24 protein-coding genes and 1 tRNA gene are annotated in these 22,676 nt (G+C 68.3%); 11 read left to right on the top strand and 14 right to left on the bottom strand.

The genetic code is table 11. The features are described 5' to 3' along the window. From ACZZ93_RS16515 to ACZZ93_RS16530, 4 genes are all read right to left on the bottom strand, one after another. A complete protein-coding gene (locus ACZZ93_RS16515; RefSeq protein ID WP_053097273.1) occupies nucleotides 1-810 on the bottom strand; it encodes an ABC transporter permease in 810 nt (269 codons plus the stop codon). Then, nucleotides 807-1,718: an ABC transporter ATP-binding protein gene (locus ACZZ93_RS16520; protein WP_053097271.1), complete on the bottom strand. Its 912-nt coding sequence runs from the start codon at nucleotides 1,716-1,718 to the stop codon at nucleotides 807-809. Before ACZZ93_RS16520 ends, ACZZ93_RS16515 begins: the two co-directional genes overlap by 4 nt. Before the next feature lie 103 nt (nucleotides 1,719-1,821). Continuing rightward, entirely contained in the window at nucleotides 1,822-2,205 is a 384-nt protein-coding gene (locus ACZZ93_RS16525; protein ID WP_056279896.1) for an MmcQ/YjbR family DNA-binding protein, read from the bottom strand. A gap of 4 nt (nucleotides 2,206-2,209) precedes the next feature. Then, nucleotides 2,210-2,863, bottom strand: coding sequence for an SOS response-associated peptidase family protein (locus ACZZ93_RS16530; RefSeq protein WP_056279898.1), 654 nt, complete (start codon nucleotides 2,861-2,863; stop codon nucleotides 2,210-2,212). Nucleotides 2,864-2,938: 75 nt separating this feature from the next. On the opposite strand from ACZZ93_RS16530, the gene ACZZ93_RS16535 reads away from it, so the two are divergent. Beyond that, a complete protein-coding gene (locus ACZZ93_RS16535) occupies nucleotides 2,939-3,880 on the top strand; it encodes a DMT family transporter (RefSeq protein WP_463511588.1) in 942 nt (313 codons plus the stop codon). A gap of 5 nt (nucleotides 3,881-3,885) precedes the next feature. On the opposite strand, the gene ACZZ93_RS16540 is transcribed toward ACZZ93_RS16535, so the two are convergent. Together ACZZ93_RS16540 and msrB are read right to left on the bottom strand one after the other, a co-directional pair. Further along, nucleotides 3,886-4,434, bottom strand: a complete 549-nt coding sequence (locus tag ACZZ93_RS16540) for a nitroreductase family protein (protein WP_053097263.1) — start codon at nucleotides 4,432-4,434, stop codon at nucleotides 3,886-3,888. Continuing rightward, complete coding sequence (msrB, locus tag ACZZ93_RS16545) at nucleotides 4,431-4,835, bottom strand: peptide-methionine (R)-S-oxide reductase MsrB (protein WP_285364169.1); 405 nt, start codon at nucleotides 4,833-4,835, stop codon at nucleotides 4,431-4,433. The genes ACZZ93_RS16540 and msrB overlap by 4 nt, the downstream gene beginning before the upstream one ends. A 69-nt stretch (nucleotides 4,836-4,904) precedes the next feature. On the opposite strand from msrB, the gene ACZZ93_RS16550 reads away from it, so the two are divergent. The 4 genes from ACZZ93_RS16550 (at nucleotide 4,905) to groL (ending at nucleotide 8,553) form a co-directional block, all read left to right on the top strand. Further along, nucleotides 4,905-5,897 (top strand): DUF2332 domain-containing protein, encoded by a 993-nt coding sequence (locus tag ACZZ93_RS16550; RefSeq protein ID WP_053097259.1) that lies wholly within the window; start codon nucleotides 4,905-4,907, stop codon nucleotides 5,895-5,897. A 9-nt stretch (nucleotides 5,898-5,906) separates the two neighbouring features. After that, nucleotides 5,907-6,164: a DUF3263 domain-containing protein gene (locus ACZZ93_RS16555; RefSeq protein WP_053097256.1), complete on the top strand. Its 258-nt coding sequence runs from the start codon at nucleotides 5,907-5,909 to the stop codon at nucleotides 6,162-6,164. 69 nt (nucleotides 6,165-6,233) lie between these two features. Beyond that, nucleotides 6,234-6,812, top strand: coding sequence for a LytR C-terminal domain-containing protein (locus tag ACZZ93_RS16560; RefSeq protein WP_230100374.1), 579 nt, complete (start codon nucleotides 6,234-6,236; stop codon nucleotides 6,810-6,812). Between the two features lie 121 nt (nucleotides 6,813-6,933). Next, a complete protein-coding gene (groL, locus tag ACZZ93_RS16565) occupies nucleotides 6,934-8,553 on the top strand; it encodes a chaperonin GroEL (RefSeq protein WP_053097253.1) in 1,620 nt (539 codons plus the stop codon). Between the two features lie 75 nt (nucleotides 8,554-8,628). Here groL and ACZZ93_RS16570 read toward each other — a convergent pair whose 3' ends face one another. The 6 genes from ACZZ93_RS16570 to ACZZ93_RS16595 all read right to left on the bottom strand — a co-directional run bounded on the left by ACZZ93_RS16570 (nucleotide 8,629) and on the right by ACZZ93_RS16595 (nucleotide 15,231). Then, nucleotides 8,629-8,916: a WXG100 family type VII secretion target gene (locus ACZZ93_RS16570; protein WP_056279906.1), complete on the bottom strand. Its 288-nt coding sequence runs from the start codon at nucleotides 8,914-8,916 to the stop codon at nucleotides 8,629-8,631. A 125-nt stretch (nucleotides 8,917-9,041) separates the two neighbouring features. Further along, the gene (locus tag ACZZ93_RS16575; protein WP_463499709.1) at nucleotides 9,042-10,739 is read right to left on the bottom strand and encodes a sensor histidine kinase; all 1,698 of its coding nucleotides are present in this window, start codon (nucleotides 10,737-10,739) and stop codon (nucleotides 9,042-9,044) included. A 56-nt stretch (nucleotides 10,740-10,795) separates the two neighbouring features. Continuing rightward, entirely contained in the window at nucleotides 10,796-11,482 is a 687-nt protein-coding gene (locus tag ACZZ93_RS16580; RefSeq protein ID WP_053097249.1) for a response regulator transcription factor, read from the bottom strand. 101 nt (nucleotides 11,483-11,583) lie between these two features. Next, entirely contained in the window at nucleotides 11,584-13,224 is a 1,641-nt protein-coding gene (locus ACZZ93_RS16585) for a DNA repair helicase XPB (RefSeq protein WP_056279908.1), read from the bottom strand. Between the two features lie 11 nt (nucleotides 13,225-13,235). Then, a complete protein-coding gene (locus tag ACZZ93_RS16590; protein WP_463511589.1) occupies nucleotides 13,236-14,945 on the bottom strand; it encodes a helicase-associated domain-containing protein in 1,710 nt (569 codons plus the stop codon). Nucleotides 14,946-14,955: 10 nt separating this feature from the next. After that, on the bottom strand, nucleotides 14,956-15,231 hold the full coding sequence (locus ACZZ93_RS16595) for a hypothetical protein (protein ID WP_053097244.1): 276 nt from the start codon (nucleotides 15,229-15,231) through the stop codon (nucleotides 14,956-14,958). Nucleotides 15,232-15,370: 139 nt separating this feature from the next. On the opposite strand from ACZZ93_RS16595, the gene ACZZ93_RS16600 reads away from it, so the two are divergent. Then, on the top strand, nucleotides 15,371-15,751 hold the full coding sequence (locus ACZZ93_RS16600; RefSeq protein WP_053097241.1) for a cold-shock protein: 381 nt from the start codon (nucleotides 15,371-15,373) through the stop codon (nucleotides 15,749-15,751). Then, nucleotides 15,735-16,454, top strand: coding sequence for a DUF3027 domain-containing protein (locus ACZZ93_RS16605; protein ID WP_463499714.1), 720 nt, complete (start codon nucleotides 15,735-15,737; stop codon nucleotides 16,452-16,454). Before ACZZ93_RS16600 ends, ACZZ93_RS16605 begins: the two co-directional genes overlap by 17 nt. Before the next feature lie 69 nt (nucleotides 16,455-16,523). On the opposite strand, the gene serC is transcribed toward ACZZ93_RS16605, so the two are convergent. Next, nucleotides 16,524-17,636, bottom strand: coding sequence for a phosphoserine transaminase (gene serC / locus ACZZ93_RS16610; protein WP_463499717.1), 1,113 nt, complete (start codon nucleotides 17,634-17,636; stop codon nucleotides 16,524-16,526). A 99-nt stretch (nucleotides 17,637-17,735) separates the two neighbouring features. Between serC and ACZZ93_RS16615 the strand changes: the two genes are divergently transcribed. The 4 genes from ACZZ93_RS16615 (at nucleotide 17,736) to ACZZ93_RS16630 (ending at nucleotide 20,462) form a co-directional block, all read left to right on the top strand. Further along, a complete protein-coding gene (locus ACZZ93_RS16615) occupies nucleotides 17,736-18,437 on the top strand; it encodes a metal-dependent transcriptional regulator (protein ID WP_053097237.1) in 702 nt (233 codons plus the stop codon). A gap of 364 nt (nucleotides 18,438-18,801) precedes the next feature. Beyond that, on the top strand, nucleotides 18,802-19,521 hold the full coding sequence (locus tag ACZZ93_RS16620; RefSeq protein WP_053099199.1) for a M23 family metallopeptidase: 720 nt from the start codon (nucleotides 18,802-18,804) through the stop codon (nucleotides 19,519-19,521). A gap of 328 nt (nucleotides 19,522-19,849) precedes the next feature. Then, nucleotides 19,850-20,347 carry an HNH endonuclease gene (locus tag ACZZ93_RS16625; RefSeq protein WP_053099198.1) on the top strand — a complete coding sequence of 166 codons (498 nt, stop codon included), beginning with the start codon at nucleotides 19,850-19,852 and terminating at the stop codon, nucleotides 20,345-20,347. 41 nt (nucleotides 20,348-20,388) lie between these two features. Beyond that, nucleotides 20,389-20,462, top strand: a tRNA-Arg gene (locus ACZZ93_RS16630). Nucleotides 20,463-20,466: 4 nt separating this feature from the next. Here ACZZ93_RS16630 and ACZZ93_RS16635 read toward each other — a convergent pair. Then, the gene (locus tag ACZZ93_RS16635) at nucleotides 20,467-22,653 is read right to left on the bottom strand and encodes an MMPL family transporter (RefSeq protein ID WP_463511590.1); all 2,187 of its coding nucleotides are present in this window, start codon (nucleotides 22,651-22,653) and stop codon (nucleotides 20,467-20,469) included. Nucleotides 22,654-22,676: the final 23 nt, after the last annotated feature.

The raw sequence follows: 22,676 nt of genomic DNA on the forward strand, positions 1-22,676 counted from the left end.
TCACGCGTCGCGGGTGCGGAGCACGCCCCAGGCGGCGAGCATGCCCGCAGCCACCCAGCCGGCCAGCGTGAGATACGCGACCGGGCCCTCGAGGGCGGCTCCCTCGGGAAGGATCGCACTCTGAGCGGCGGCGACCGGCAGGTAGTTCGCGGTCTCGAGGAGCCACGTCCACGCGTCGCCGGCGATCGTGAAGAAGCTCGCGACGATCGGCAGGACGAACAGCAGGCCGACGGTCGCGGCGATGGCTCCGGCGCCCGAGCGCAGGATGAAGCCGAATGCGACGCCGATGAGAGCGAAGACGGACATGGCAAGCGACGACACGACGATCGGAAGGAGCGATGCCGCCGGATCGGACCAGTCGATGCTCTGATCGCGCGACGCGACGACCGCGGAGACGGCGACAGCTGCGGCTGAGAAGATCACCAGAGACGACACGAACAGGAAGACCGCGATCACGACGGCCTTGGCGGCGAGCACGGAGCCGCGCTTCGGGTTGGCTGCCAGCGTCGAGCGGATCATTCCGGTCGAGTATTCACCCGTCACGGAGATCGCACCGAGGATGCCCGCGAGCAGCATCGTGAACTGGATCGGCATGACCACGGCCTGAATGGGGTCGAAGCCCGGCAGGTCGATCGCCTGAGCGATGAGCACCGCGATGCCGACGGTGAGCACTGCGGCGATGCCGATGGACCACCAGGTGGAGCGAAGCGTGGAGAGCTTGATCCACTCGCCGCGGATCGCGCGGACGAACGTGAGGCGGTGTCCGGTGTCGACGTGCTGGCGCGTGCGGGCAGGAGCCTGGACGGTCATGAGATCTCCTTCGTGCGGTACTCGACCGAGTCGCCGGTGAGCGCCAGATAGGCGTCTTCGAGCGACCCGGTGGTCGGGGTGAGCTCGTGCAGGGGGATGCCGTGTCGAGCGGCGAGGTCGCCGATGCGGGAGGCCGGCAGGCCGACGATGTCGAGAAGGTCGGGAGCCGAGCTCACGATCTCGACCGACGGACCGCCGACCGCTGTGGCCAGATCCGCTGCGCGGGGCGTGCGGACGCGCACGGTGTTCGTCGTCCAGGCGCGGACAAGCTCTTCGAGCGGAGCGTCGGCGAGCACTCTGCCCCGGCCCATCACGATCACGTGATCGGCGGTCTGCGCCATCTCGCTCATCAGGTGGCTGGACAGCAGGACCGTGCGCCCCTCGGACGCCGCATGGCGCACGAACTGTCGCACCCATCGCACCCCCTCGGGGTCGAGGCCGTTGACAGGCTCATCGAGGATCAGCGTGTGCGGATCCCCGAGCAGGGCCGAGGCGATTCCGAGCCGCTGCCCCATGCCGAGTGAGAACTTCCCGGCGCGCTTGCGGGCGACGGGCGCGATGCCCGCCAGGTCGATGACCTCGTCGACGCGCGACGCGGGGATGCCGTGGGTCGCCGCCATCGCACGCAGATGATTGCGAGCGGTGCGGCCGGTGTGCACCGCCTTCGCGTCGAGAAGCACCCCCACCTCCGTGAGCGGGGCGCGAAGCTTCCGGTACTCCCGGCCGGCGACGGTCGCGATGCCGGACGTCGGTCGGTCGAGGCCGACGATCATGCGCATCGTGGTGGATTTTCCTGCGCCGTTCGGACCGAGGAACCCGGTGACCGTGCCCGGCTTGACCGTGAACGACACGTCCTGGACGGCTGTCTTGTCTCCGAATCTCTTCGTGAGGCCTTCTGCTGTGATCATGTCTACGACGCTATCGACGGCGCCGCAGCCCGCGCGTCCTCCCTGGGTACCGTTCCCCGGAGGCAGCGGGTCATCCTCACGGTGGATGGCCGGTGCGGAATCGTCAGGACGAGGGGCGCCCGAACAGGTCGGGATCCACGGGCCGCTGGGCGCGTGGGAGCTTCTCGACCACCAGACGGTACGACTCCGTGACCAGCTCGGACACGAGTTCCTCGTCGAGTGACGGCCCCGGCATGAGGGTGATCCAGTGCTTCTTGTTCATGTGGTACCCCGGGACGATGTCGGCGAAGGTCTCGCGCAATGCGACCGAGTCGTCGGGGTGCGACTTGAGCGTGACCCTCCCGGTCTGGTCGAGAGGGATCAGCAGGAACACGCGTCCGCGCACCTTGTACACGTCCCACTCGGGACCGAACGGGTTCTCCCGCGCCGCGCCCGGCAGCTCCTCTGCACGCTCCGCCGCGGTGGCGACGAGATTCGTCGAATCCATGAGCTCAGAACAGCCGATCCGCGCCCTTGTCGCTCGCGCGCGGCGCGGCGTGCACGCGCTCGTCGAGCGTCGCAGCGGCGAGCAGCGCCTCGTCGATGATGTCCTTCGTGGGCTCGGCGGTGAGCCACTCCTCACTCAGGGACGCGGGGATCAGCAGCGGCATCCGGTCGTGCACGTCCGCGAGGTGCGGAGGAGCCGGGCGCATCACGATCGAGTAGCAGGTGAAGGACTCGCCGTCGGCGGTGCGACCTCTCTGGGTGACCGCGGCCATCCCGAAGAGGGCCCCCTCGTCGACGAGGAACTCGTGCCACACGCGCTCGGGCTTCTTCATCTCGTACCAGCTGGTCGCAGGGACGAGCGCGCGACTCTTCAATCCGCCGGGGCGCTCCTGCAGCCGCTCGGAGCGGGTGTTGATCGACGGGAACTTCGACGGCTCCCCGTTGATGAGGAATCCCCACCACGCCGGCTCGAGCGTCGGAGCGGTGTCGGGCTGGACGACGATCGGATTGAGATTGCGGAGGTTCTTGCCGGTGGGGCGAACGGTCTCGCGGGCATTCTGCTCAGCCCACTCCCGGAGACCGTCGAGCACGGCCTCGTCGGCCGCTGCGAGGAGTTCGGTGTCGGTGAACCGGGGGTCAAGTCCGTAGCTCGCGCACATGCCGTCAGGGTACGCCCGGCCACGGACATCGTGCACGCTGCGGGAGGAGGATCCTCGCTCGGCTAGGGTCGACGGGTGACTCAGGTTCGTCGTCTCTCCCCGCCCCTCGCGCTCGGCGGAGCAGTCGCGATCGGCGTCATGACGGCTGTCCAGGCCCGGATCAACGGAGTGCTGGGCGTCGAGATCGACAACGGCAGCGCGGCCGGTCTCATCTCGTTCTCCGTGGGACTCGCAGCCCTGGCGGTCGTGATCGTCTGCCTTCCCTCGGCTCGTCGAGGCGTCGGACGACTGCGCAGCGGCATCCGCGATCGGACCATCCCGTTCTGGATGCTGCTCGGCGGCGCCTGCGGCGCACTCACCGTATCGACCCAGGGGATCACCGCCGGCGTGCTCGGCGTCTCGCTGTTCACGGTCGGCGTGGTGGCGGGACAGACGCTGCACGGCCTCGTCCTCGACAGGATCGGGTTCGGCCCGGCGGGAGTCGTCGCGATCACGCCGGGACGCGTGGCGGGCGGCGCGTTCGCGCTCGCCGCAGTGGGCATCTCCCTGAGCGGGGACGTGCTGGCCACCGCACCGCTCTGGATGCTGCTGCTGCCGTTCGCCGCGGGTGTCGGCATCGCCTGGCAGGCAGCGACCAACGGCAGGCTGGCTCAGCGCGTGAGGTCGCCCCTCGCGGCCACCTTCATGAGCTTCATCGCCGGCACCGTCGCGCTGCTGGCCGCCGCGGGCATCAGCATCGCCGTGCGAGGGGTGCCCGATGCGCTGCCGACCGAGCCGTGGCTGTACCTCGGAGGATTCCTCGGCGCGGCGTACATCCTGCTCGGCGCCTTCATCGTCGCGCATACCGGCGTGCTGCTGATGGGCCTCGGCTCGGTGCTCGGTCAGCTCGCCACGTCGGTGATCATCGACCTCATCTGGCCCGCGGCCGCGGGGCCGGCGCTCTGGCAGATCGTCGGCATGGTGATCGTCGCCGTGGCATCCGTGGTCGTCGCACTCCCGCGGCGCCGACGCAGCTGAGCGCCCTACTTCTTCTTCGGCTGCGGCATCCGCGTCACGAGTGCCCGGGCGTCGACCGGCTTGCGGCGTCCCGGCTTCTTGCCCTGCGGCTTGCCGCCGACATACAGCCAGCCGAGCAGCTCTTCGTTCTTGCCGATGCCGTGAGCCTTCGCGATGGCCTTCGAGCGCGTGTACCGACCGGTGCGCCACAGCACACCCCAGCCGGCCTCGTCGAGCAGCAGGCTGAGCATGTGGGCGACGCCTGACGCGACCGCCTCCTGCTCCCACCGGGGAACCTTGTCGCTCTTGCGATAGCTGGCGACCACGGCGATCAGCAGCGGAGCGCGAAGAGGCTTGGTCGACGGGGACTTGTCACCCTCCGCCTTCGCGATCGCCGCGCCGAGCACCTCGCGGTCGGACCCGCGGAGCTCGATGAGACGCCACGGGCGCAGCGACGAATGATCGGCCACACGACCCGCTGCGGCGACGAGCGTCAGCAGCTCATCGCGCGACGGCGCGTCGTCGGTGACCTTCGACCAGGACTGCCGTGCGCGGACCGCCTCGAGGGCGTTCACGACTCTTCGGGTGTGAAGTTCAGGGCGATCGAGTTCATGCAGTAGCGGTCGCCGGTGGGCGTGCCGAATCCGTCGGGGAAGACGTGACCCAGGTGAGAGCCGCAGCTCGCGCAGCGCACCTCGGTGCGCACCATGCCGAGCGTCGTGTCCTCGATGAGCTGCACCGCGTCGGGGCGGATCGACTCGTAGAAGCTCGGCCAGCCGCATCCGGAGTCGAACTTCGTGCCGCTCTTGAACAGCTCGGCACCGCAGGCGCCGCAGGTGTAGAGGCCCGCTCGGCCCTCGTCGAGAAGCTCGCCCGTCCAGGCGCGCTCGGTGGCGGCTTCGCGCAGCACGGCGTACTGCTCCTCGCCGAGCTCCTCGCGCCACTCTTCTTCGGTCTTGTCCACGCTGTACGACATCGGTCCTCCTGGGGGTCTGATCCATTCTCTCGCGTTCAGAGGCGCTCGGCGCCACGAGACAATGGATCCATGACGGATGCCGTGCAGCAGCGCTACGCGCGTTTCGCCGAGCAGGAGGCGCCGGGGCGCAGCGACCTGTATGTCGAGTGGGCCGACGGTGTCGCCGCCGACTCCGAGGTCCAGGGCGTGCTCGCGCGGATTCCGGAGAACAGACGGCAGCCCCCGCTCGTGTTCGCGGTGACACGGATGCTGGGCGCCGGCCTCGTCGGCTACGGCGCCTGGCGGTCATTCGTGATCGCGCGCGCCGATGAGATCGTGGCCGAGTGCAGCGGCCGGCGCCTGCAGACGAACGAACCTCTGCGTCTCGCGCCACTTCTGCCTGCGCTGTCGGAGATCGACGGCCCGATCGCGCTGCTCGAGGTCGGAGCCTCCGCAGGACTGTGCCTCTATCCGGACAGGTACTCGTATCGCTTCGTGGGCGCGGACGGGCGGCTGCGCGCGTCGCTCGACCCCGCGGACGGCCCCTCCACCGTGATCCTCGAGAGCCGTGTCGACGGAGCCCTTCCGCCGATGCGGATGCCCGATGTGGTGTGGCGAGCGGGCATCGACCTCGCGCCGCTCGACGCGCGAGACGAGCGTGACCGGCGCTGGCTGCTGGGTCTGGTGTGGCCGGGGGAGGAGGGGCGCGAGCAACGGGTGTCGGCGGCGCTCGACATCGCGGCATCCGCCCCTCCCCACCTCGTCGCAGGCGACGCGCTCGAGCAGATCGACGAGCTCGCCGCCGAGGCGCCCCGCGACGCCGCCCTCGTCGTCACGACTCCCGGCGTGCTGGTGCACATTCCCCGGGAGGCCCGTGAAGCCCTCGTCGACCGCATCCGGGGACTCGGCGCGCGCTGGCTGACCATCGACCCTCCCGCGCTCCTCGACGCCTGGGATCCGCCCGTCGTCGCAGCGGAGTGGCCCGGTTTCGTCGTGGCGCTCGACGGGCAGGTGCGCGCAGCCGCCGACCCACTCGGGCGATGGTGGGAGTGGCGTGCCGGAATCGGCGGGGCGGCGACCTAATCTGATCTCATGCTGGGAGAGCTGAGCGAGCGCGATCGTGCGATCCTCGCGCTGGAGACCGCGTGGCCGCGGCACGGCGGCGCGAAGGAGGAGACCATCCGCGCCCAGCTGGGTATGAGCGCCGCGCGCTACTACCAGCTCCTCGGACGTCTGATCGAGTCGGAGGCCGCCCTCGAGTACGACCCGATGCTGGTGCGTCGGCTGCGGCGCATCCGCGACTCGAGATCATTCCAGAGAGCCGCTCGCACGCCCGGTTTCGTCGGCTGACTCGCGCGTCCGCCACGCGCCGACGGCGCTCGATGCGGATACAGAGGTCGGTGCCGTTAGCATCGAGGGGTGTCAAAGCCCAGCCGAGATCGATTCGACGACGTCCCCCGATCATCCGGACGCGTCGGAGCGCATCGCGCCGAAGCCCCGGGGATGAACGGCTGGGTCGTGCTCCTCTGGTCTTTCGTGGCCGCTCTGGTTCTCATCATCGGCGGCATCTTCGGCTCGCTGGTGGTTATGGGGCGCATCAGCCTCTTCCCGGAGGCCGTCCCCACGGCCAGTCCTGCACCCGTCGAGACCGGAGTCGTCGACGTCACCTACTCGGTGATGATCCTCAACGCATCCCCGGACGAGGGGCTCGACGAGCAGATGCGCGACGTCCTGATCAACAACGGCTGGGCAGCGGACGTCGTGTTCGCGACCGACAGCGCGAGCCAGGACTTCTCGACGACGACGGTCTACTACGTCGCCGACGAGGACGAGCTCGCGGCCATCGGCCTCGCGAACCTCATCGGCGGAGCGCAGGTGGAGCAGAGCGATTTCTACACCGATCTGAACGACACCGGCGCGAAGCAACTCACGGTGGTCATCGGACTCGATCGCGCGACCACCGCTCCCGAGACTCCCGCAGACACCCCTGCCCCGTAGAGCGCCGCGCGGTCCTCCCCGCAGCTTGCACTCGATGGGGTCGAGTGCCAGAATGGCGTTAGCACTCTCTCACTCTGAGTGCTAAACCCAACGTCTACGTCCAGGAGGGACGACAAAACTCATGGCAAAGATCATCGCTTTCGATGAGGAGGCCCGCCGCGGCCTCGAGCGCGGCCTCAACATTCTCGCCGACGCCGTCAAGGTGACGCTCGGCCCGCGCGGTCGCAACGTCGTGCTGGAGAAGAAGTGGGGCGCCCCCACGATCACGAACGACGGCGTCTCCATCGCCAAGGAGATCGAGCTCGACGACCCGTACGAGAAGATCGGTGCGGAGCTCGTCAAGGAGGTCGCCAAGAAGACCGACGACGTCGCCGGTGACGGAACCACCACCGCCACGGTGCTCGCCCAGGCTCTGGTCCGCGAGGGTCTGCGCAACGTCGCAGCCGGCGCAGACCCGATCTCGCTGAAGCGCGGCATCGAGAAGGCCGTCGCGGCCATCACCGAGGAGCTCCTCGCCAGCGCGAAGGAGATCGACTCCAAGGAGCAGATCGCTGCGACCGCTTCGATCTCGGCTGCTGACCCCGCCATCGGCGAGCTCATCGCCGAGGCGATCGACAAGGTCGGCAAGGAGGGCGTCGTCACCGTCGAGGAGTCGCAGACCTTCGGCACCGAGCTCGAGCTCACCGAGGGCATGCGCTTCGACAAGGGCTACCTGAACCCGTACTTCGTGACGGACCCGGAGCGCCAGGAGGCTGTCTTCGAAGACGCCTACATCCTCATCGCGAACCAGAAGATCTCGAACATCAAGGACCTTCTGCCCATCGTCGACAAGGTGATCCAGGACGGCAAGGAGCTCGTCATCATCGCTGAGGACGTCGAGGGCGAGGCTCTCGCGACTCTCGTGCTCAACAAGCTCAAGGGCATCTTCAAGTCGGTCGCCGTCAAGGCACCCGGCTTCGGCGACCGCCGCAAGGCGCAGCTGCAGGACATCGCGATCCTCACCGGTGGTCAGGTCATCACCGAAGAGGTCGGCCTGAAGCTCGAGAACGCCACGCTCGACCTGCTGGGTCGCGCTCGCAAGGTCATCGTCACCAAGGACGAGACCACGATCGTCGAGGGTGCCGGAGAGGCAGACCAGATCGAGGGTCGCGTCACGCAGATCCGTCGCGAGATCGAGAACACCGACAGCGACTACGACCGCGAGAAGCTGCAGGAGCGCCTCGCCAAGCTTGCAGGTGGCGTCGCCGTCATCAAGGCGGGCGCGGCAACCGAGGTCGAGCTCAAGGAGCGCAAGCACCGCATCGAGGACGCCGTCCGCAACGCGAAGGCAGCCGTCGAGGAGGGCATCGTCCCCGGTGGTGGCGTCGCGCTGATCCAGTCCGGCACCAAGGCTCTCGACGCTCTCTCGCTCTCGGGCGACGAGGCGACCGGTGCGAACATCGTTCGCGTCGCGATCGAGGCTCCGCTGAAGCAGATCGCCCTCAACGCCGGCCTCGAGCCGGGTGTGGTCGCGAACAAGGTCTCCGAGCTTCCCTCGGGTCAGGGCCTCAACGCGGCTACCGGTGAGTACGTCGACATGTTCGCAGCGGGCATCATCGACCCGGCGAAGGTGACCCGCTCGGCGCTGCAGAACGCAGCATCGATCGCGGCTCTCTTCCTCACCACCGAGGTCGTCGTGGCTGACAAGCCCGAGAAGGCTCCGGCCCCGATGGGTGACCCGTCTGGTGGCATGGACTTCTGATCCATCACTGCTGAACAGAAACGCCCCGACCTCGGTCGGGGCGTTTCTGCGTTCGCGGGCGGTCGAGCCCGTGAGTCAGCGGAACAGGCTCGCTGAGTACTGATCGGCATCCGCGTACTGCGTCGCCGCACTGCCCAGCGAGTGCCCGATGGACTCGAGCACCTGCTCGACGTGCAGCTGGGCTCCTCGCCACTCTTCAGCGCATGACTGGAACGCGGCTGAGGCGGTGCCGACCCACGATGCCTGCAGCTGCGTCAGCTGGGACATGAGCGTCGCAGACTCGGTCTGCAGACGCTCCATCGTGGCCAGTGCGGCTCCTTGGGCGGCACCTACTGCTTCGGTGTCGACGGTGATGACGGACATGGGAACTCCTCTCGTTCGGTTCTCCGACGGTAGGGGAGGGGCGACTGCCGGATGCCGATGCGGCGCGATCGCCCGCAGCCGCTGTGGAGAACCTGCGCGGAGGATTCTCCGTGCAGCAGGAGCCGTCAGATGTCGAGCGGCTCGATCGGCTGGGTGTCCTCGAGAAGATGCGCAGGTGTCGCGCGTGAAGGTGCGAGGGGGAGGGTGACGGTGAACGTCGCTCCGCCGCCGGGCGTCTCCGACACCGCGACGCTTCCGTGCAGCGCCTTCACGATGGACGAGACGATCGCGAGACCCAGGCCAGACCCTCCCGTCTCGCGAGCGCGCGAGGTGTCGGCGCGCCAGAAGCGCTCGAAGATCTGCTCGCGGATCTGCGGCGGGATCCCCTCACCGTGATCGACGATCGCGATGCTCCCCGTGCCTCGCACACGATCTGCGTCGACCACGATCTCGATCGGACTCTCCTCCGCCGAGAAGCGTCGCGCATTGCCCAGCAGGTTCGTGACGACCTGGCGGACCTTGTTCTCCTCGCCGAGCACGATCGGCGGCGTGCGCACGGGGATGTCCGCCGCTTCGGTGAAGTCGATCGCCGGCACGGCCGCACCGGAGTTCCGGGGGCGACGGCGCAGGCGCGCGAGCGTTCCGCGTGAGAGCCCACGGGGTGCTGGCGTCTCCGGAGCGGAGGGAGCGACGGGTGTAGAGCGCGTGGTGACATCGATCAGCGGAGCCTCGACGGTGCGATCGACCACGGTCACGGTGCGCGCCGGAGCCGCAGCGCGCAGGTCGAGAGCGGCGTCCCGCGCGATCGGTCGAAGATCGAGGGCTTCGATCTCGGGCTCCCGCTCCTCGTCGAGGCGCGCAAGAGCGAGGAGGTCCTCGACCAGGACGCCCATGCGGATCGCCTCCTTCTCGATCCGCTCCATCGCGCGTGCGGTGTCTTCCTCGCCCTTGATCGCGCCCATGCGGTAGAGCTCGGCGTATCCACGCACGCTCACCAGGGGAGTGCGCAGCTCGTGGCTGGCATCTCCGATGAAGCGCCGCATGTGCTGCACGGTGCGATCTCGCTGCGCGAGTGACGCGTCGACGCGGTCGAGCATCGTGTTGATCGCGCTGTTCAGGCGGCCGACCTCGGTCGTGGGCTCGAGATCGGTGAGACGCTGGGTGAAATCGCCGGCGGCGATCGACATGGCGGTCGACTCGACCTGCCCGAGTCGACGGAATGTCAGGGTCACCAGACCGCGGGTCAGCAGAGCGGCCAGGAAGATCGTGACGAACGCGACCGTGATGTAGATGCCGAAGTACTGGCTGATGATGCGATCCGCGTACTCGAGAGGCATCGCGACGATCTGGATACGCAGCGATCCGTCGCCCTCTCCGGGCACCCGCGCGACAGCGGCGCGGAAGCTCGACCCTTCGGTCCCCTCCATCGTGAACGGCGTGTCCTCGTTCGCCTGCACGTCGAGAGGCGAATAGGTCGCGGGGAAGAGGGGCTGTCCGTTGGCGGAGTTCCCGGTGGTCGTCTGCAGCACGCCCTCGGCGTCGTAGATCGCGACGAAGAAGTCTCGCGGCGAGTCGGTGGGGGTGTAGACGGTCTCGCCGTCCTCGACCGTCACCTCGAAGTAGCGGCTCGCGAGATCCGCCGACACCAGGGCCGGAAGCTGCGCATCGATGTTGCTGATGAGGGAGTTGCGCAGGATCGGCACGGTGCCGATGCCCGCAGCGAGAAGACCCAGCGCGAGCACCGCGACCGTGACGCCCGTCACCTTGGCGCGCAGGCTGATCGACCGCCACCACCGGGTGATCGCGTCAGGCTTGTGCGCCATGCGGACCTCCCTGGAGACGGATGCTGTGCGGCGTCAGCGTGCGGCGGTGTGCCGGACTACTTGCCGACCTTGAGCATGTATCCGAAGCCGCGCTTCGTCTGGATCACCGACTCCTCGGTGTGCGGGTCGATCTTGCGGCGGAGGTACGAGATGTAGCTCTCGACGATGCCGGCATCGCCGTTGAAGTCGTACTCCCACACGTGGTCGAGGATCTGGGCCTTCGACAGCACGCGATTCGGGTTCAGCATCAGATAGCGCAGCAGCTTGAACTCGGTCGGGCTCAGCTCGATCGACTCCTTGCCCACCTGCACGTCGTGGGTGTCCTGATCCATCGACAGCTCGCCGGCCCGGATGATCGACTCCTCGTCGGCCTGCATCGTGCGGCGAAGGATGGCCTGAGCGCGGGCGACGATCTCGTCGAGGCTGAACGGCTTGGTGACGTAGTCGTCGCCGCCGGCGTTGAGCCCCTCGATCTTGTCGTCCGTGCCGTCCTTCGCCGTGAGGAACAGGATCGGCGCAGTGAACCCGGCGCCGCGAAGACGCTTGGTCACGCTGAAGCCGTTCATGTCCGGAAGCATCACGTCGAGGATGATGAGGTCCGGCTCCTCCTCGAGCACCGCCGAGATCGTGGCGGCGCCGTTGGCGACGGTCTTCACCTGGAACCCGGCGAAGCTGAGACCCGTCGAGAGCAGGTCGCGGATGTTGGGTTCGTCGTCGACGACCAGGATGCGCGCATCAGTCATGTCCCCATTATGGTGACTTCGGCCATGCGGATGCTGACTATCCTTCGGAGCGGCGCTTTCGCCCTCCGCGTAGCGGCGCTGTTCCGAGGGAGTGAAGACGGTCAGGCCGCGATCGCGTCGGCATCCATGATCGTGTAGCTGTATCCCTGTTCGGCGAGGAACCGCTGGCGATTCTGGGCGTAGTCCTGGTCGATCGTGTCGCGTGCGACGAGCGTGTAGAAGCTCGCCGTGCGGCCCGACTGCTTGGGACGCAGGAGCCTGCCGAGGCGCTGAGCCTCCTCCTGGCGGGAACCGAACGAACCAGACACCTGAATGGCGACGGACGCCTCGGGGAGGTCGATCGAGAAGTTCGCGACCTTCGACACCACGAGCAGCGAGATCTCGCCCTCGCGGAACGCGCGGTAGAGCTCCTCACGCTCGTCGATGGGCGTCGCGCCGGTGATCTGCGGCGCGTTCAACGACTGCGACAGGGAGTCCAGCTGGTCGAGGTACTGACCGATCACGAGGATCCGCTCGTCCTTGTGCTTCGCGATGAGCTCGCGCACGGCGTCGATCTTCGCCGGGGCGGAGGCGGCGAGGCGGTAGCGCTCGTCGTCGGTCGCGGCGGCGTATTCGAGCCGGTCGTCCGGCGGGAGGTCGACCCGAACTTCGTAGCAGACGGCGGGGGAGATGAAACCCTGCGCCTCGATCTGCTTCCACGGGGCGTCGAACCGCTTGGGCCCGATCAGGCTGAACACGTCTCCCTCGCGTCCGTCCTCGCGGACCAGCGTGGCGGTGAGGCCGATCCGGCGACGCGCCTGGAGGTCGGCGGTCAGCTTGAACACCGGTGCGGGGAGCAGATGGACCTCGTCGTAGACGATGAGGCCCCAGTCGAGAGCATCCAGCAGGGCGAGGTGGGCGTACTCGCCCTTCCTCTTGGCCGTGAGGATCTGGTAGGTCGCGATCGTCACCGGCTTGACCTCTTTGGCCTGCCCCGAGTACTCGCCGATCTCCTCGGGCGTGAGGCTCGTGCGCTTGAGCAGTTCGTCGCGCCACTGCCGAGCCGAGACCGTGTTGGTGACGAGGATGAGGGTCGTGGTCTTCGTCGCGGCCATCGCGCCGGCGCCGACGATCGTCTTGCCGGCGCCGCAGGGGAGGACGACGACGCCCGAGCCGTCCTTCGAGAAGGCGTCGACGGCATCCTGCTGGTAGGGGCGGATCGCCCATCCGTCCTCTGCCAGTTCGATCTCGTGCGGGGTGCCGGGGGTGTAACCGGCGAGGTCTTCTGCAGGCCAGCCGATCTTCAGGAGCTCCTGCTTGATCTGACCGCGCGCCCAGGCATCGACGACGAACGTGTCGGGAGCCGGGTGGCCGATCAGCAGCGGCTGGATGCGCTTGTTGTTCGCCACCTGTGCGAGCACGGCGGGGTCGGTCGAACGCAGGATCAGGGTGCCCTCGTCGTCGCGTTCGATGACGAGGCGCCCATAGCGGTTCACGGTCTCGCGCAGGTCGACGGCCACCGACGGGGGCACGGGGAACCGGGACCAGCGGTCCAGCGTGTCGAGCATGTCCTCGGCGGTGTGCCCGGCGGCGCGGGCGTTCCACAGGCCGAGCCGCGTGATCCGGTAGGTGTGGATGTGCTCCGGCGCGCGTTCGAGCTCCGCGAAGATCGCCAGCTCGTGGCGGGCGCTCTCGGCATCGGCGTGGGCGACTTCGAGCAGCACGGTGCGATCGCTCTGGACGATCAGGGGGCCATCAGACATAGCTGTCCAGTTTACTGTGCGATCACGGTGGCGGCGCGGATGCTCGACACCGGAAGCGTGCGCTCGACGTCGGCTGCCCGGTCGCGCCCGCGCAGCCGGCCTCCGCCCAGCCCCGTCGCCTCGAGGATCAGCTCCCTGGTCGATCCGTCCGGCATGCCCACGCTGACCCGCAGCACGGCCTTCGCGCGCACGGCGGCCTCGAGCTCGCGGTCGAGCCAGGCCGCGTCGGCGTCGGGACCCTGGTGCGAGCGCAGCGCGGCGATGAGGCCCGAGTAGTCCGGCGCCGGGTCGGGCGTCGCCTCGGAGACCGGGTTCCGTTCGCCGGCCACCGCGTGTCCGTCTTCGTCGACGAGCGTCGCCGGGTAGCGGGCATCCGTGAGCGCCCAGTACACGGTGTCGCGCCCGACGCGGGTCGTGAGCGAGGCGACGTGCTTCGTGAGGGCGAGCGGCCGCAGCCCCTGGTCGACGGACATGGCCTCGATCAGATGCTGGTCGCTGCTCTCGATGCGCGTTCGCCCGGTCTCGGCGTCTGTCGACACCCGCACCAGGCCGTGCCGTTGGGCGGTCTGGGTGACGAGATACCGGAGCGGCTGGGGGATGCCGGTGAGCGAGAGCGACTCGAGGAACTCGAGGATCGACTGCTCCGTCTCGCCGGCGACGAGTGCGTGGGCGATCGATTCGGGAGTGAACCGATAGGTGGAGGCCTGAGCGGCGGACTCGCGCGCGGCGATCGTGCGCAGCCGCACGTCCAGACCGGGGGCCAGCGGGCCGGGGGAGATCGCGCTCAGATCGTTCTGGAGGAAGATGCGATCGACCTCGCTCGGGAGGAGTGCCGTGAGGGGAGTGGCATCGACGCTCGCGCCGCGCCGGATCGCCGCCGCCCATGCGGGCTCACGGCCCTCATCGGCGATGAGCCCGAGCAGGCGGGCGCGCTCCAGCAGAGCCGTGCTCTGCTCTGCCCAGGCAGGGTCCCAGGGGTGAGCGTCGGCCCAGTCGCTCGGGGGTATCCACCCGCCCTCCGTGGTGCGCAGACCGCGGGGGAGAGCGTCGCGGAAGCCTTCGACCAGGGTGCTCCACCGATCGGCCACGGACGATCGCAGCCATTCCTCGGTCTGTGGCGTCGTGCGCAGTCTGCGGGCGTCCGGTGCGACGAGGCGCGAGTCGACGGCGATGGCGATCAGCGCGTCGATCGATTCGGCCACGACGCCCGACTCGCCGAGCTGTCGCTTCTCGCCGGCGCTGACGTTGCCGCCGGCCAGCAGGGTGAAGGGCTTCTCGCGGGCGAGCAGGAGCAGATCGGCCAGGGCCGAGACGGTGGTGAAGGCGCGCTCGGCAGCGTGGGCCGTCTCGGTGTCGGTCGTGGGTTCCGGCACGGTGTCGCTGGGTGCACTCGGCTCCGCACGATCTGCGACGGCGGTGACCACCGGCGGGAAGGGCGCCCCGTCCGGGCGCAGCAGCGCGAGGCTTTCGAGGGTCTCGCGCTGCGCGGAGTGTTCCGACGCGGGACTCGCTGCGAACGCGAGAAGGGCTGCGGCCTCGTCGCGCGTCAGGGTGGGGAGGACCCGAGCGAGCGACGCGGGATCGAGAAGCGCTTCGGCGGCGTCGAAGAAGTCTTGCCAGTTGACGTCCGGGCGCACTCGCCGTGCCGTGAAGAGGGTGCTGAGCTGCTCGTCGCTCGCCGCGGACAGCCATTCGGCCAGCGGTCGGGCGTGCGTGCTCATGCCGGATACCTCAGGGCCGCGATGCCGCGCGCCCCTTGCGGATGAAGCTCATGGCGAGGAGCACGATGATCATGACGAAGGCGGCGGGGAGCCCCCAGTAGGGGATCGCGGCGATGAACGGCCATGCGCCTGAACCGAAGTCCTCCTGCTGCATGCCGACCGCTGTGCCGATGATGATCGCGAAGAAGCAGATGATGGACGCCGCAGCGAGTCCGAGTGCCGTGAACGCCAGAATGCGATCGATGCGGCGAACGGGAACCTCAGGTTCGGGACTCTTGGTGCTCATCCGTCTCAGCCTAGTCGTTGCGGGGTGGCACGGTTCCGCATCGTGACCTACGGATTCCGTGCCCGGCGACCGGTAGGCTGGGGGTGGCCGCACACGTGCGTCCCATCCAGCTCCACACCGACTCAGCGAGGTTTCTTCCATGCCCACCGGCAAGGTCAGGTTCTACGACGAAGACAAGGGTTTCGGCTTCATCGCCGCCGATGACGGCCAGGACGTCTTCCTGCACGCCTCCGCTCTGCCGGCCGGCGCCGCTGTGAAGGCGGGTGCACGCGTCGAGTTCGGTGTCGCCGACGGCAAGCGCGGCCTGCAGGCGCTGTCCGTCCGGGTGCTCGAAGCGCCGCCGAGCCTCGCGAAGGCGAAGCGCAAGCCCGCGGACGACATGGCGATCATCGTCGAGGATCTCGTGAAGCTCCTCGACGGAATGGGCGGCGACCTGCGTCGCGGCCGCTACCCCTCGTCTGCACAAGGCCGCAAGATCGCGGCAGTTCTGCGCAAGGTAGCCGATGACCTCGAAGCCTGAGGCGGACCAGCGTCTGATCGACGCTCACGATCTCGCGCTCGCCGCCCTGCACGAGATCACTCCGGCGTCGACCGTCGGACCCGCAGCCGACTATCTCCCCGAGGAGGACGGCTCGGTCTCGCTGCGCTTCGAGAACCGGCTCCCCGGATACCCCGGCTGGTTCTGGACCGTCACGGTCGCTCGCGTCGATGACGAGGAGCCGACGGTGCTCGAACTCGAGCTGCTGCCGGGCGACGGCGCCCTGCTCGCACCCGAATGGGTGCCGTGGGCTGAACGCCTCGCCGAGTACCGCGCCCACCAGGTGGAGCTCGCGGAGCAGGCGGCCGCGGCCGCCGCGGACGACGAGGATGCCGCATCGGTCGAGGACGACGACTCCGATGACGATCTCGACGGCGATGACCTCGACGACGATGACGACGATGAACTCGACGACGACGACGACGACGACGATGACGACATTGATGAGGACGAACTGGCCGCGGAGCCGCGAGAGCTGCACGCCGGTGACCTCGACGGAGTCGACATCGACGAGCTCGACGACTCCGCCGCCGCGGACGACGAGGATGACGATGACGAGGACGAGTCGGATGACGACGAGGACGACGTCTCCGACGAGGATGACGACTCCGACGACGAGGATGACGACTCCGACGACGAGGATGACGACTCCGACGACGACGAGGACTCCGACGACGAGGAATGATCGTCCACGGGACGAATGAGAAAAGGGGCCGCGTTCGCACGCGGCCCCTTTCGTCTTCGTCGGTGGGTGTCAGGCGCCCTGCTGCCCGAGGACGTAGTCGAGAGAGCGGGCGAGCTGTCGGATGTCGTCCGGTTCGATCGAGACGAAGGTCGCGACGCGCAGCTGGTTGCGACCGAGCTTGCGGTACGGCTCGGTGTCGACGATGCCGTTGGCGCGCAGGGTCTTGGCGACCGCCGCCGCATCGATGCTGTCGTCGAAGTCGATGGTCACGACGACCGGTGACCGGTGCGCCGCGTCCGTGACGAACGGGGTCGCCACCGTGGACGCCGCCGCCCAGTCGTAGAGGATGCCGGACGACTCCGCCGTGCGGGCGCCGGCCCAGGCGAGGCCGCCGTTCGACAGGATCCAGCTGAGCTGGCTGTCGAGCAGGTGCAGCGTCGTCAGTGCGGGAGTGTTCAGCGTCTGGTTGAGTCGGGAGTTGTCGACGGCGTTCTTCAAGCTGAGGAACTCCGGGATGTACCGACCCGAAGCGGCGATGCGCTCGATGCGGTCGACGGCGGCGGGCGACACCGCGGCGAACCACAGGCCCCCGTCGGAGCCGAGGTTCTTCTGCGGCGCGAAGTAGTAGACGTCCGCCTGAGAGGCGTCGAAGTCGATGCCACCGGCCGCGCTGGTCGCGTCGATGACGGTCAGAGCGCCGTCGGCGACCACGCGCTCGATCGGTGCCGAGACGCCGGTCGACGTCTCGTTGTGCGGCCAGGCGTAGACGTCGATGCCGTCGACGACCTCTGCAGCGGTGCGCGAGCCCGGCTCGGACTTGCGCACATCCGGCGCCTCGAGCCACGGTGCGGCAGCGGCTGCGGCGAACTTGCCGCCGAACTCGCCGAACACCAGATTCTGGCTGCGGCGCTCGATCAGGCCGAAGGCGGCGGCGTCCCAGAACGCCGTCGAGCCGCCGTTGCCGACGATGATCTCGTATCCCTCGGGAAGGCGGAAGAGTGCTGCGAGCTGCTCGCGGACGCTGCCCACCAGGTTCTTGACGGGTGCCTGTCGGTGCGAGGTGCCGAGCAACGTCGGACCTGCGGCGAGCAGCGCATCGAGCTGCTCGGTGCGCACCTTCGAGGGACCGCAGCCGAAGCGGCCGTCAGCGGGCAGGAGGTCACGGGGAATCTCGATCGCCATGCGTTGATTCTACGGCGTGGGCCCCCGGTGCCTTCACCGCATGACGCCCTGATGTCCGCGCGGGAATGTAGGCTTGCCTAAGAAGACCCGGAGGGCCACATGACGGACTTGATCGACACCACGGAGATGTACCTCCGCACCATCCTCGAACTCGAGGAGGAGAACATCGTGCCGCTGCGTGCGCGTATCTCCGAGCGGCTCGGCCACTCGGGTCCGACGGTCTCGCAGACGGTCGGGCGCATGGAGCGCGACGGCCTCGTCGTCGTCTCCGAAGACCGCACCCTCGAACTCACCGACGCCGGTCGTCGCAAGGCGGTCAACGTCATGCGCAAGCACCGCCTCGCCGAGCGCCTCCTCTCCGACGTGATCGGCCTCGACTGGGCGTTCGTCCACGAAGAGGCGTGCCGCTGGGAGCACGTGATGAGCGAGCAGGTCGAGCGTCGTCTCGTCGAGCTGCTCGGCCACCCCACGGAGTCCCCGTACGGCAACCCGATCCCGGGCCTCGACCAGCTCGGCGACGCGCCTGCGCGCACGTTCGACGAGGGCGTCATCGGGCTCGTGCAGAAGCTGAACGCCGCTGGCGCTCCGATCGATGGCACCGTCCGCCGTCTCGCCGAGCCCGCTCAGGTCGACCCGGAGCTGCTCGAGCAGCTGCGAGACGCAGGCGTGGTTCCCGGTGCGAAGGGCGACTATCGCTTCAACGAGGGCTACGTGCTCATCCAGATGGAGGGCAAGGAAGACGGTCTGGAGCTCCCCGTCGAACTCGCCTCGCACATCTTCCTGGTCGGCGAGCCCGCCTGAACTTCGAGGCCGAAGGGCCCGACATCCGCGTGATTCCGCCTCTCCGAGGATTGCCAGGTTCGCAGGGTGACAGGATCGTTATCTTCCGGTAACCTCGGACGAGTCGTCGAAGAAGCCCGCTGACGACACCCGAGAGGATTCGCCTTCCAGGCTCGTCGACCTCCCGGTCAGACCGCACAACGTACCCGAGCTACATACGTGCCACGAGAGCAGAGTGCCGACGAGCCAGCGCTTCCCGAGCGTGCAGGCGCAGGAGGACTAAGTTTTGGCCAAAGACATCGAATCGCCCGAGAAGACAACTGAAGATCGAGCAGTCGCCCGCAGCTCTCGCAGCCGCGTCGACGCTCGCAAGGTCGTTAAGCCCTTGCGTTCGATCGCCATCTTCGGGGCCGTCGGTGCTCTCGTCGCTGCTGTCGCTCTTCCCGCCTACGCCGCATCGAAGCCGGCAGAGACCGCGGCGACCGTCCAGCAGCTCGCTGCTGTCGACGCCCAGTCTCTGGTCGTCGCGTCCGACGCGACCGCCGCTCCGCTGAGTCGCGGTACCTTCAGCGCCACGACTCCGGACGAGATCGAGAAGAAGAAGGCCGAAGAGGCCGCAAAGGCCCGCGCGGCCGCTGCTGCAGCCTCCGTCGCCTCTGCGTCGAACACCAGCTTCGACATCGGTCGCTACGCGCTGGTGTCGCCCGGTTCCGGCGAGGTCCGGTACCCGCTTCCTCAGGGTTCCTACAACGTCAGCCGCACCGTCGGCGGCGCTCACCAGGGCGCCGACATGCTCGCCCCGGCCGGCACCCCGATCTACGCTGCGGCTGCGGGCGTCGTCCGTGCCTCTGCCGAGAGCATCGGCGGATACGGCGTCGCCGTCATGCTCGACAGCGTCGTGGGCGGTCAGCGCGTGCAGACGACCTATGGTCACATGATCTACGGTTCGCGTCAGGTCCAGGCGGGGCAGACCGTCGCCGCCGGACAGCTCATCGGCTTCGTCGGCAGCACCGGACGCTCGACGGCCAACCACCTGCACTTCGAGGTCTGGGTCAACGGCGGCCTCATGGAGCCGATCGCCTGGCTCGGCGCCAACGCGGGCTGATCGCTCGCACCTTCATCTTTCCCTCGCGGACACGCCTTCGTGCGTTCACCCGCAGTTTGACCCTCCTGTGCTGCTGATGGGTTAGCCTGAACCCGTTGTCGCATAGTCGGGAGAAGCTGATGGAGCGAATACCGAACATCCGAACCATGGATGCCCTCGGTCGTCACGTCCTTCTGCATCGTCCGCAGGGACGCCACGGTCTTGCCGTGCGCATGAGGCGCTGTCTGTAGACAGCGCCTTTTTCATCCCCGCGAACGCTTCCGTCCTGTGCGGCTTCGTGTGAGTCGAGAGTGCCGGGAAGCCGTCCCGGCGGATCGAGAGGATGACGATGCGCACACTTGTACTGAACGCAGGATACGAACCGCTCGCGATCGTGTCGTTCAAGAGAGCCCTGGTCCTGGTCATGAACGACAAGGCGACGGTCATCGAACGTGTCGAGGACGACCCCGTCTGGGGCAGTCACGGCGTCTACGACCGTCCTGCCGTCATCGTCCTCTCGCGGTATGTGCGCATTCCGATCAGCAGACGGGTCCCGGTCACACGGCGGGGCGTCCTCCGCCGTGACAACCACCGCTGCGGCTACTGCGGCAAGGCCGCCTCGACCATCGACCACGTGATGCCGCGTTCGCGGGGAGGGGCTGATTCGTGGGAGAACCTCGTCGCGTGCTGCCTGCGCTGCAACAACACCAAGAGCGACCGCACGCCGCAGGAGATGCGCTGGGAACTGAGGTTCGCGCCTCGTCCTCCGCACGGGACGGCGTGGACGGTCCGCGGCACGGAGCGGAGCGACCCGCGATGGGAGCCGTACCTGGCCCTCGCCGCGTGAACGGAAGGCGGGGGCGGGGCTTCCTCTAGAATGGAATCCTCGCCCCCGTAGCTCAGCAGGATAGAGCAGCCCTCTCCTAAAGGGCAGGTCGCTGGTTCGAATCCAGTCGAGGGCACATCTCAGTCACGGCCGTTGCGCCACAGCTTCGACGGCCACCAGATCACTCGACCCAGGTCGTAGGCGAGTGCCGGCACGAGCAGCGAGCGCACCACGAAGGTGTCGAGCAGCACCCCGAACGCGACGATGAACGCGAGCTGCGCGAGGAACAGGATCGGGATCACCGACAGGGCGGCGAAGGTCGCTGCGAGCACGAGACCCGCAGACGTGATCACGCCGCCGGTGATCGAGAGTCCGCGAAGCACGCCTTCGCGTGTGCCGTGCTCGAGCGACTCCTCGCGCACCCTCGTCATCAGGAAGATGTTGTAGTCGATGCCGAGTGCCACGAGGAACACGAATCCGTAGAGCGGAACCGCAGGATCGGCACCGGGGAAGTCGAACACTCCGTTGAAGACCAGTGCCGAGACGCCCATCGCCGTGCCGAACGACAGCACCGTGGTGATGATGAGCAGCACCGGCGCGAGGATCGACCGCAGCAGCAGCATCAGGATCAGCATGATCACGAGCAGGACGACCGGGATGATCAGGTTGCGGTCATGGATCGAGGCGTCGTTCGTGTCGATCGCGGTCGCCGTCACTCCGCCGACCAGAGCATCGAGCTCGTCCAGCTGGGTGCGCAGGTCCCGCACCGTCGCGGCAGCCGCGTCAGAGTCGGCCGCGTCGGTCAGAGTGCCCTGAAGAAGAACGTCTCCGTCGACGACGGTGGGCTCGGGCACCGGGGTCCCGGGAGGGCCGACGGCGACCAGGCCGTCTTCCGTGACCGGCGCCGAACCGCTCGGCGAGTCAGCGGCCGTGACAGAGACCCCGTCGATTCCATCGTCGGCCAGCAGCACGTCGGCGGCATCCTGCAGCTCGTCCTCCGCGACGACCACGTACACGGGACTGCCGGAGCCGCCGGGGAAGTGCTCGCCCAGAGCCACCTGACCGTCGCGCGCCTCGGACGCGCCGAGCACGAGATCGGACTGGGGCACGCCGACGGCGTTCAGCTGCAGGACGCCCGAAGCACCGGCGAGCAGCACCAGGGTCGTCACGATCCAGATGACGCGAGGGCGGCGGGTGATGAGGTTCGCGAGCCGTGCCCACAGGCCCGTCTTGCGCATGCCGTGCTCGTCAGCGACGACCTCGGGCTCGAACTTCGGGCGACGGGGCCAGAACACCGCGCGGCCGAACAACAGCAGGAGAGCCGGCAGCAGTGTGAGCGCGGCGAGCATCGCGAACACGATGCCGATGGCGGCCACCGGACCGAGGGTGCTGTTCGACTTGAGGTCGCTGAGCAGCAGACAGAGCAGTCCGGCGATGACAGTCCCGCCGGAGGCCACGATCGGCTCGAAGGAGCCCTTCCAGGCCGCCAGCACGGCGGCCCCCTTGTCTCGGGTGACGCGCAGCTCTTCGCGGAACCGCGCCACGAAGAGCAGCGCGTAGTCGGTGGCCGCTCCGATGACCAGGATGAAGAGGATGCCCTGGGTCTGGCCGCTGAGCAGCAGCACCTCGAACTTCGCCAGCCACCAGACCACGAGGAGCGCGACGCAGAGTGCGAAGAGGCTCGTCGAGAGCACGACGATCGGCAGCAGGAACGAGCGGTAGACCAGCACGAGGATGACGAGCACCGCGAGCAGGGCCACGCCCAGGAGGAGGCCGTCGATGCCGGCGAACCCGGCGACGAGGTCGGCGCTGAATCCTGCGGGACCCGTGATGTAGACGGTGACGCCGTCAGGCGCGGCATCCCGCAGCTGAGTGCCGAGTGCATCGATCGCGTCGGCGAGTTCCGCGTCGCCCTCGATCGGGATGAACGCCTGGACGGCCTTGCCGTCGTCCGACGTCAGAGCGGGAGAGACGTCTTCGCTCACGCCCTCGACGGAGGGCGCGTCGGCCACCGCATCCGAGATGGTCTGGAGGTCTGACTCCGACAGCTCGTCATCGGCGACGAACACCGCGATCGCCGGAATGGCATCGCTGTCGTTGAACTCGCCGAGGAGCTTCTGCACCTGCGTCGCATCGGCCGACTCAGGCAGGTAGCTCGTCTGATCGTTCGATGAGACCTCGTCGACCTTGCCGAACAGCGGGCCGCCGAGCCCTGCGCCCACCAGCCAGATGAGGATGAGGGCGACGGGGATGAAGACGCGCGCCCAGGAGTGCCGACGCGTGCGCTCTCGGGTCGGCGGGGTGGGCGCGTGCTCAGGGGTGGACATCAGATTCCTCTCGGAAGGTGCAG

Source organism: Microbacterium sp. AC026 (genome assembly GCF_979258475.1).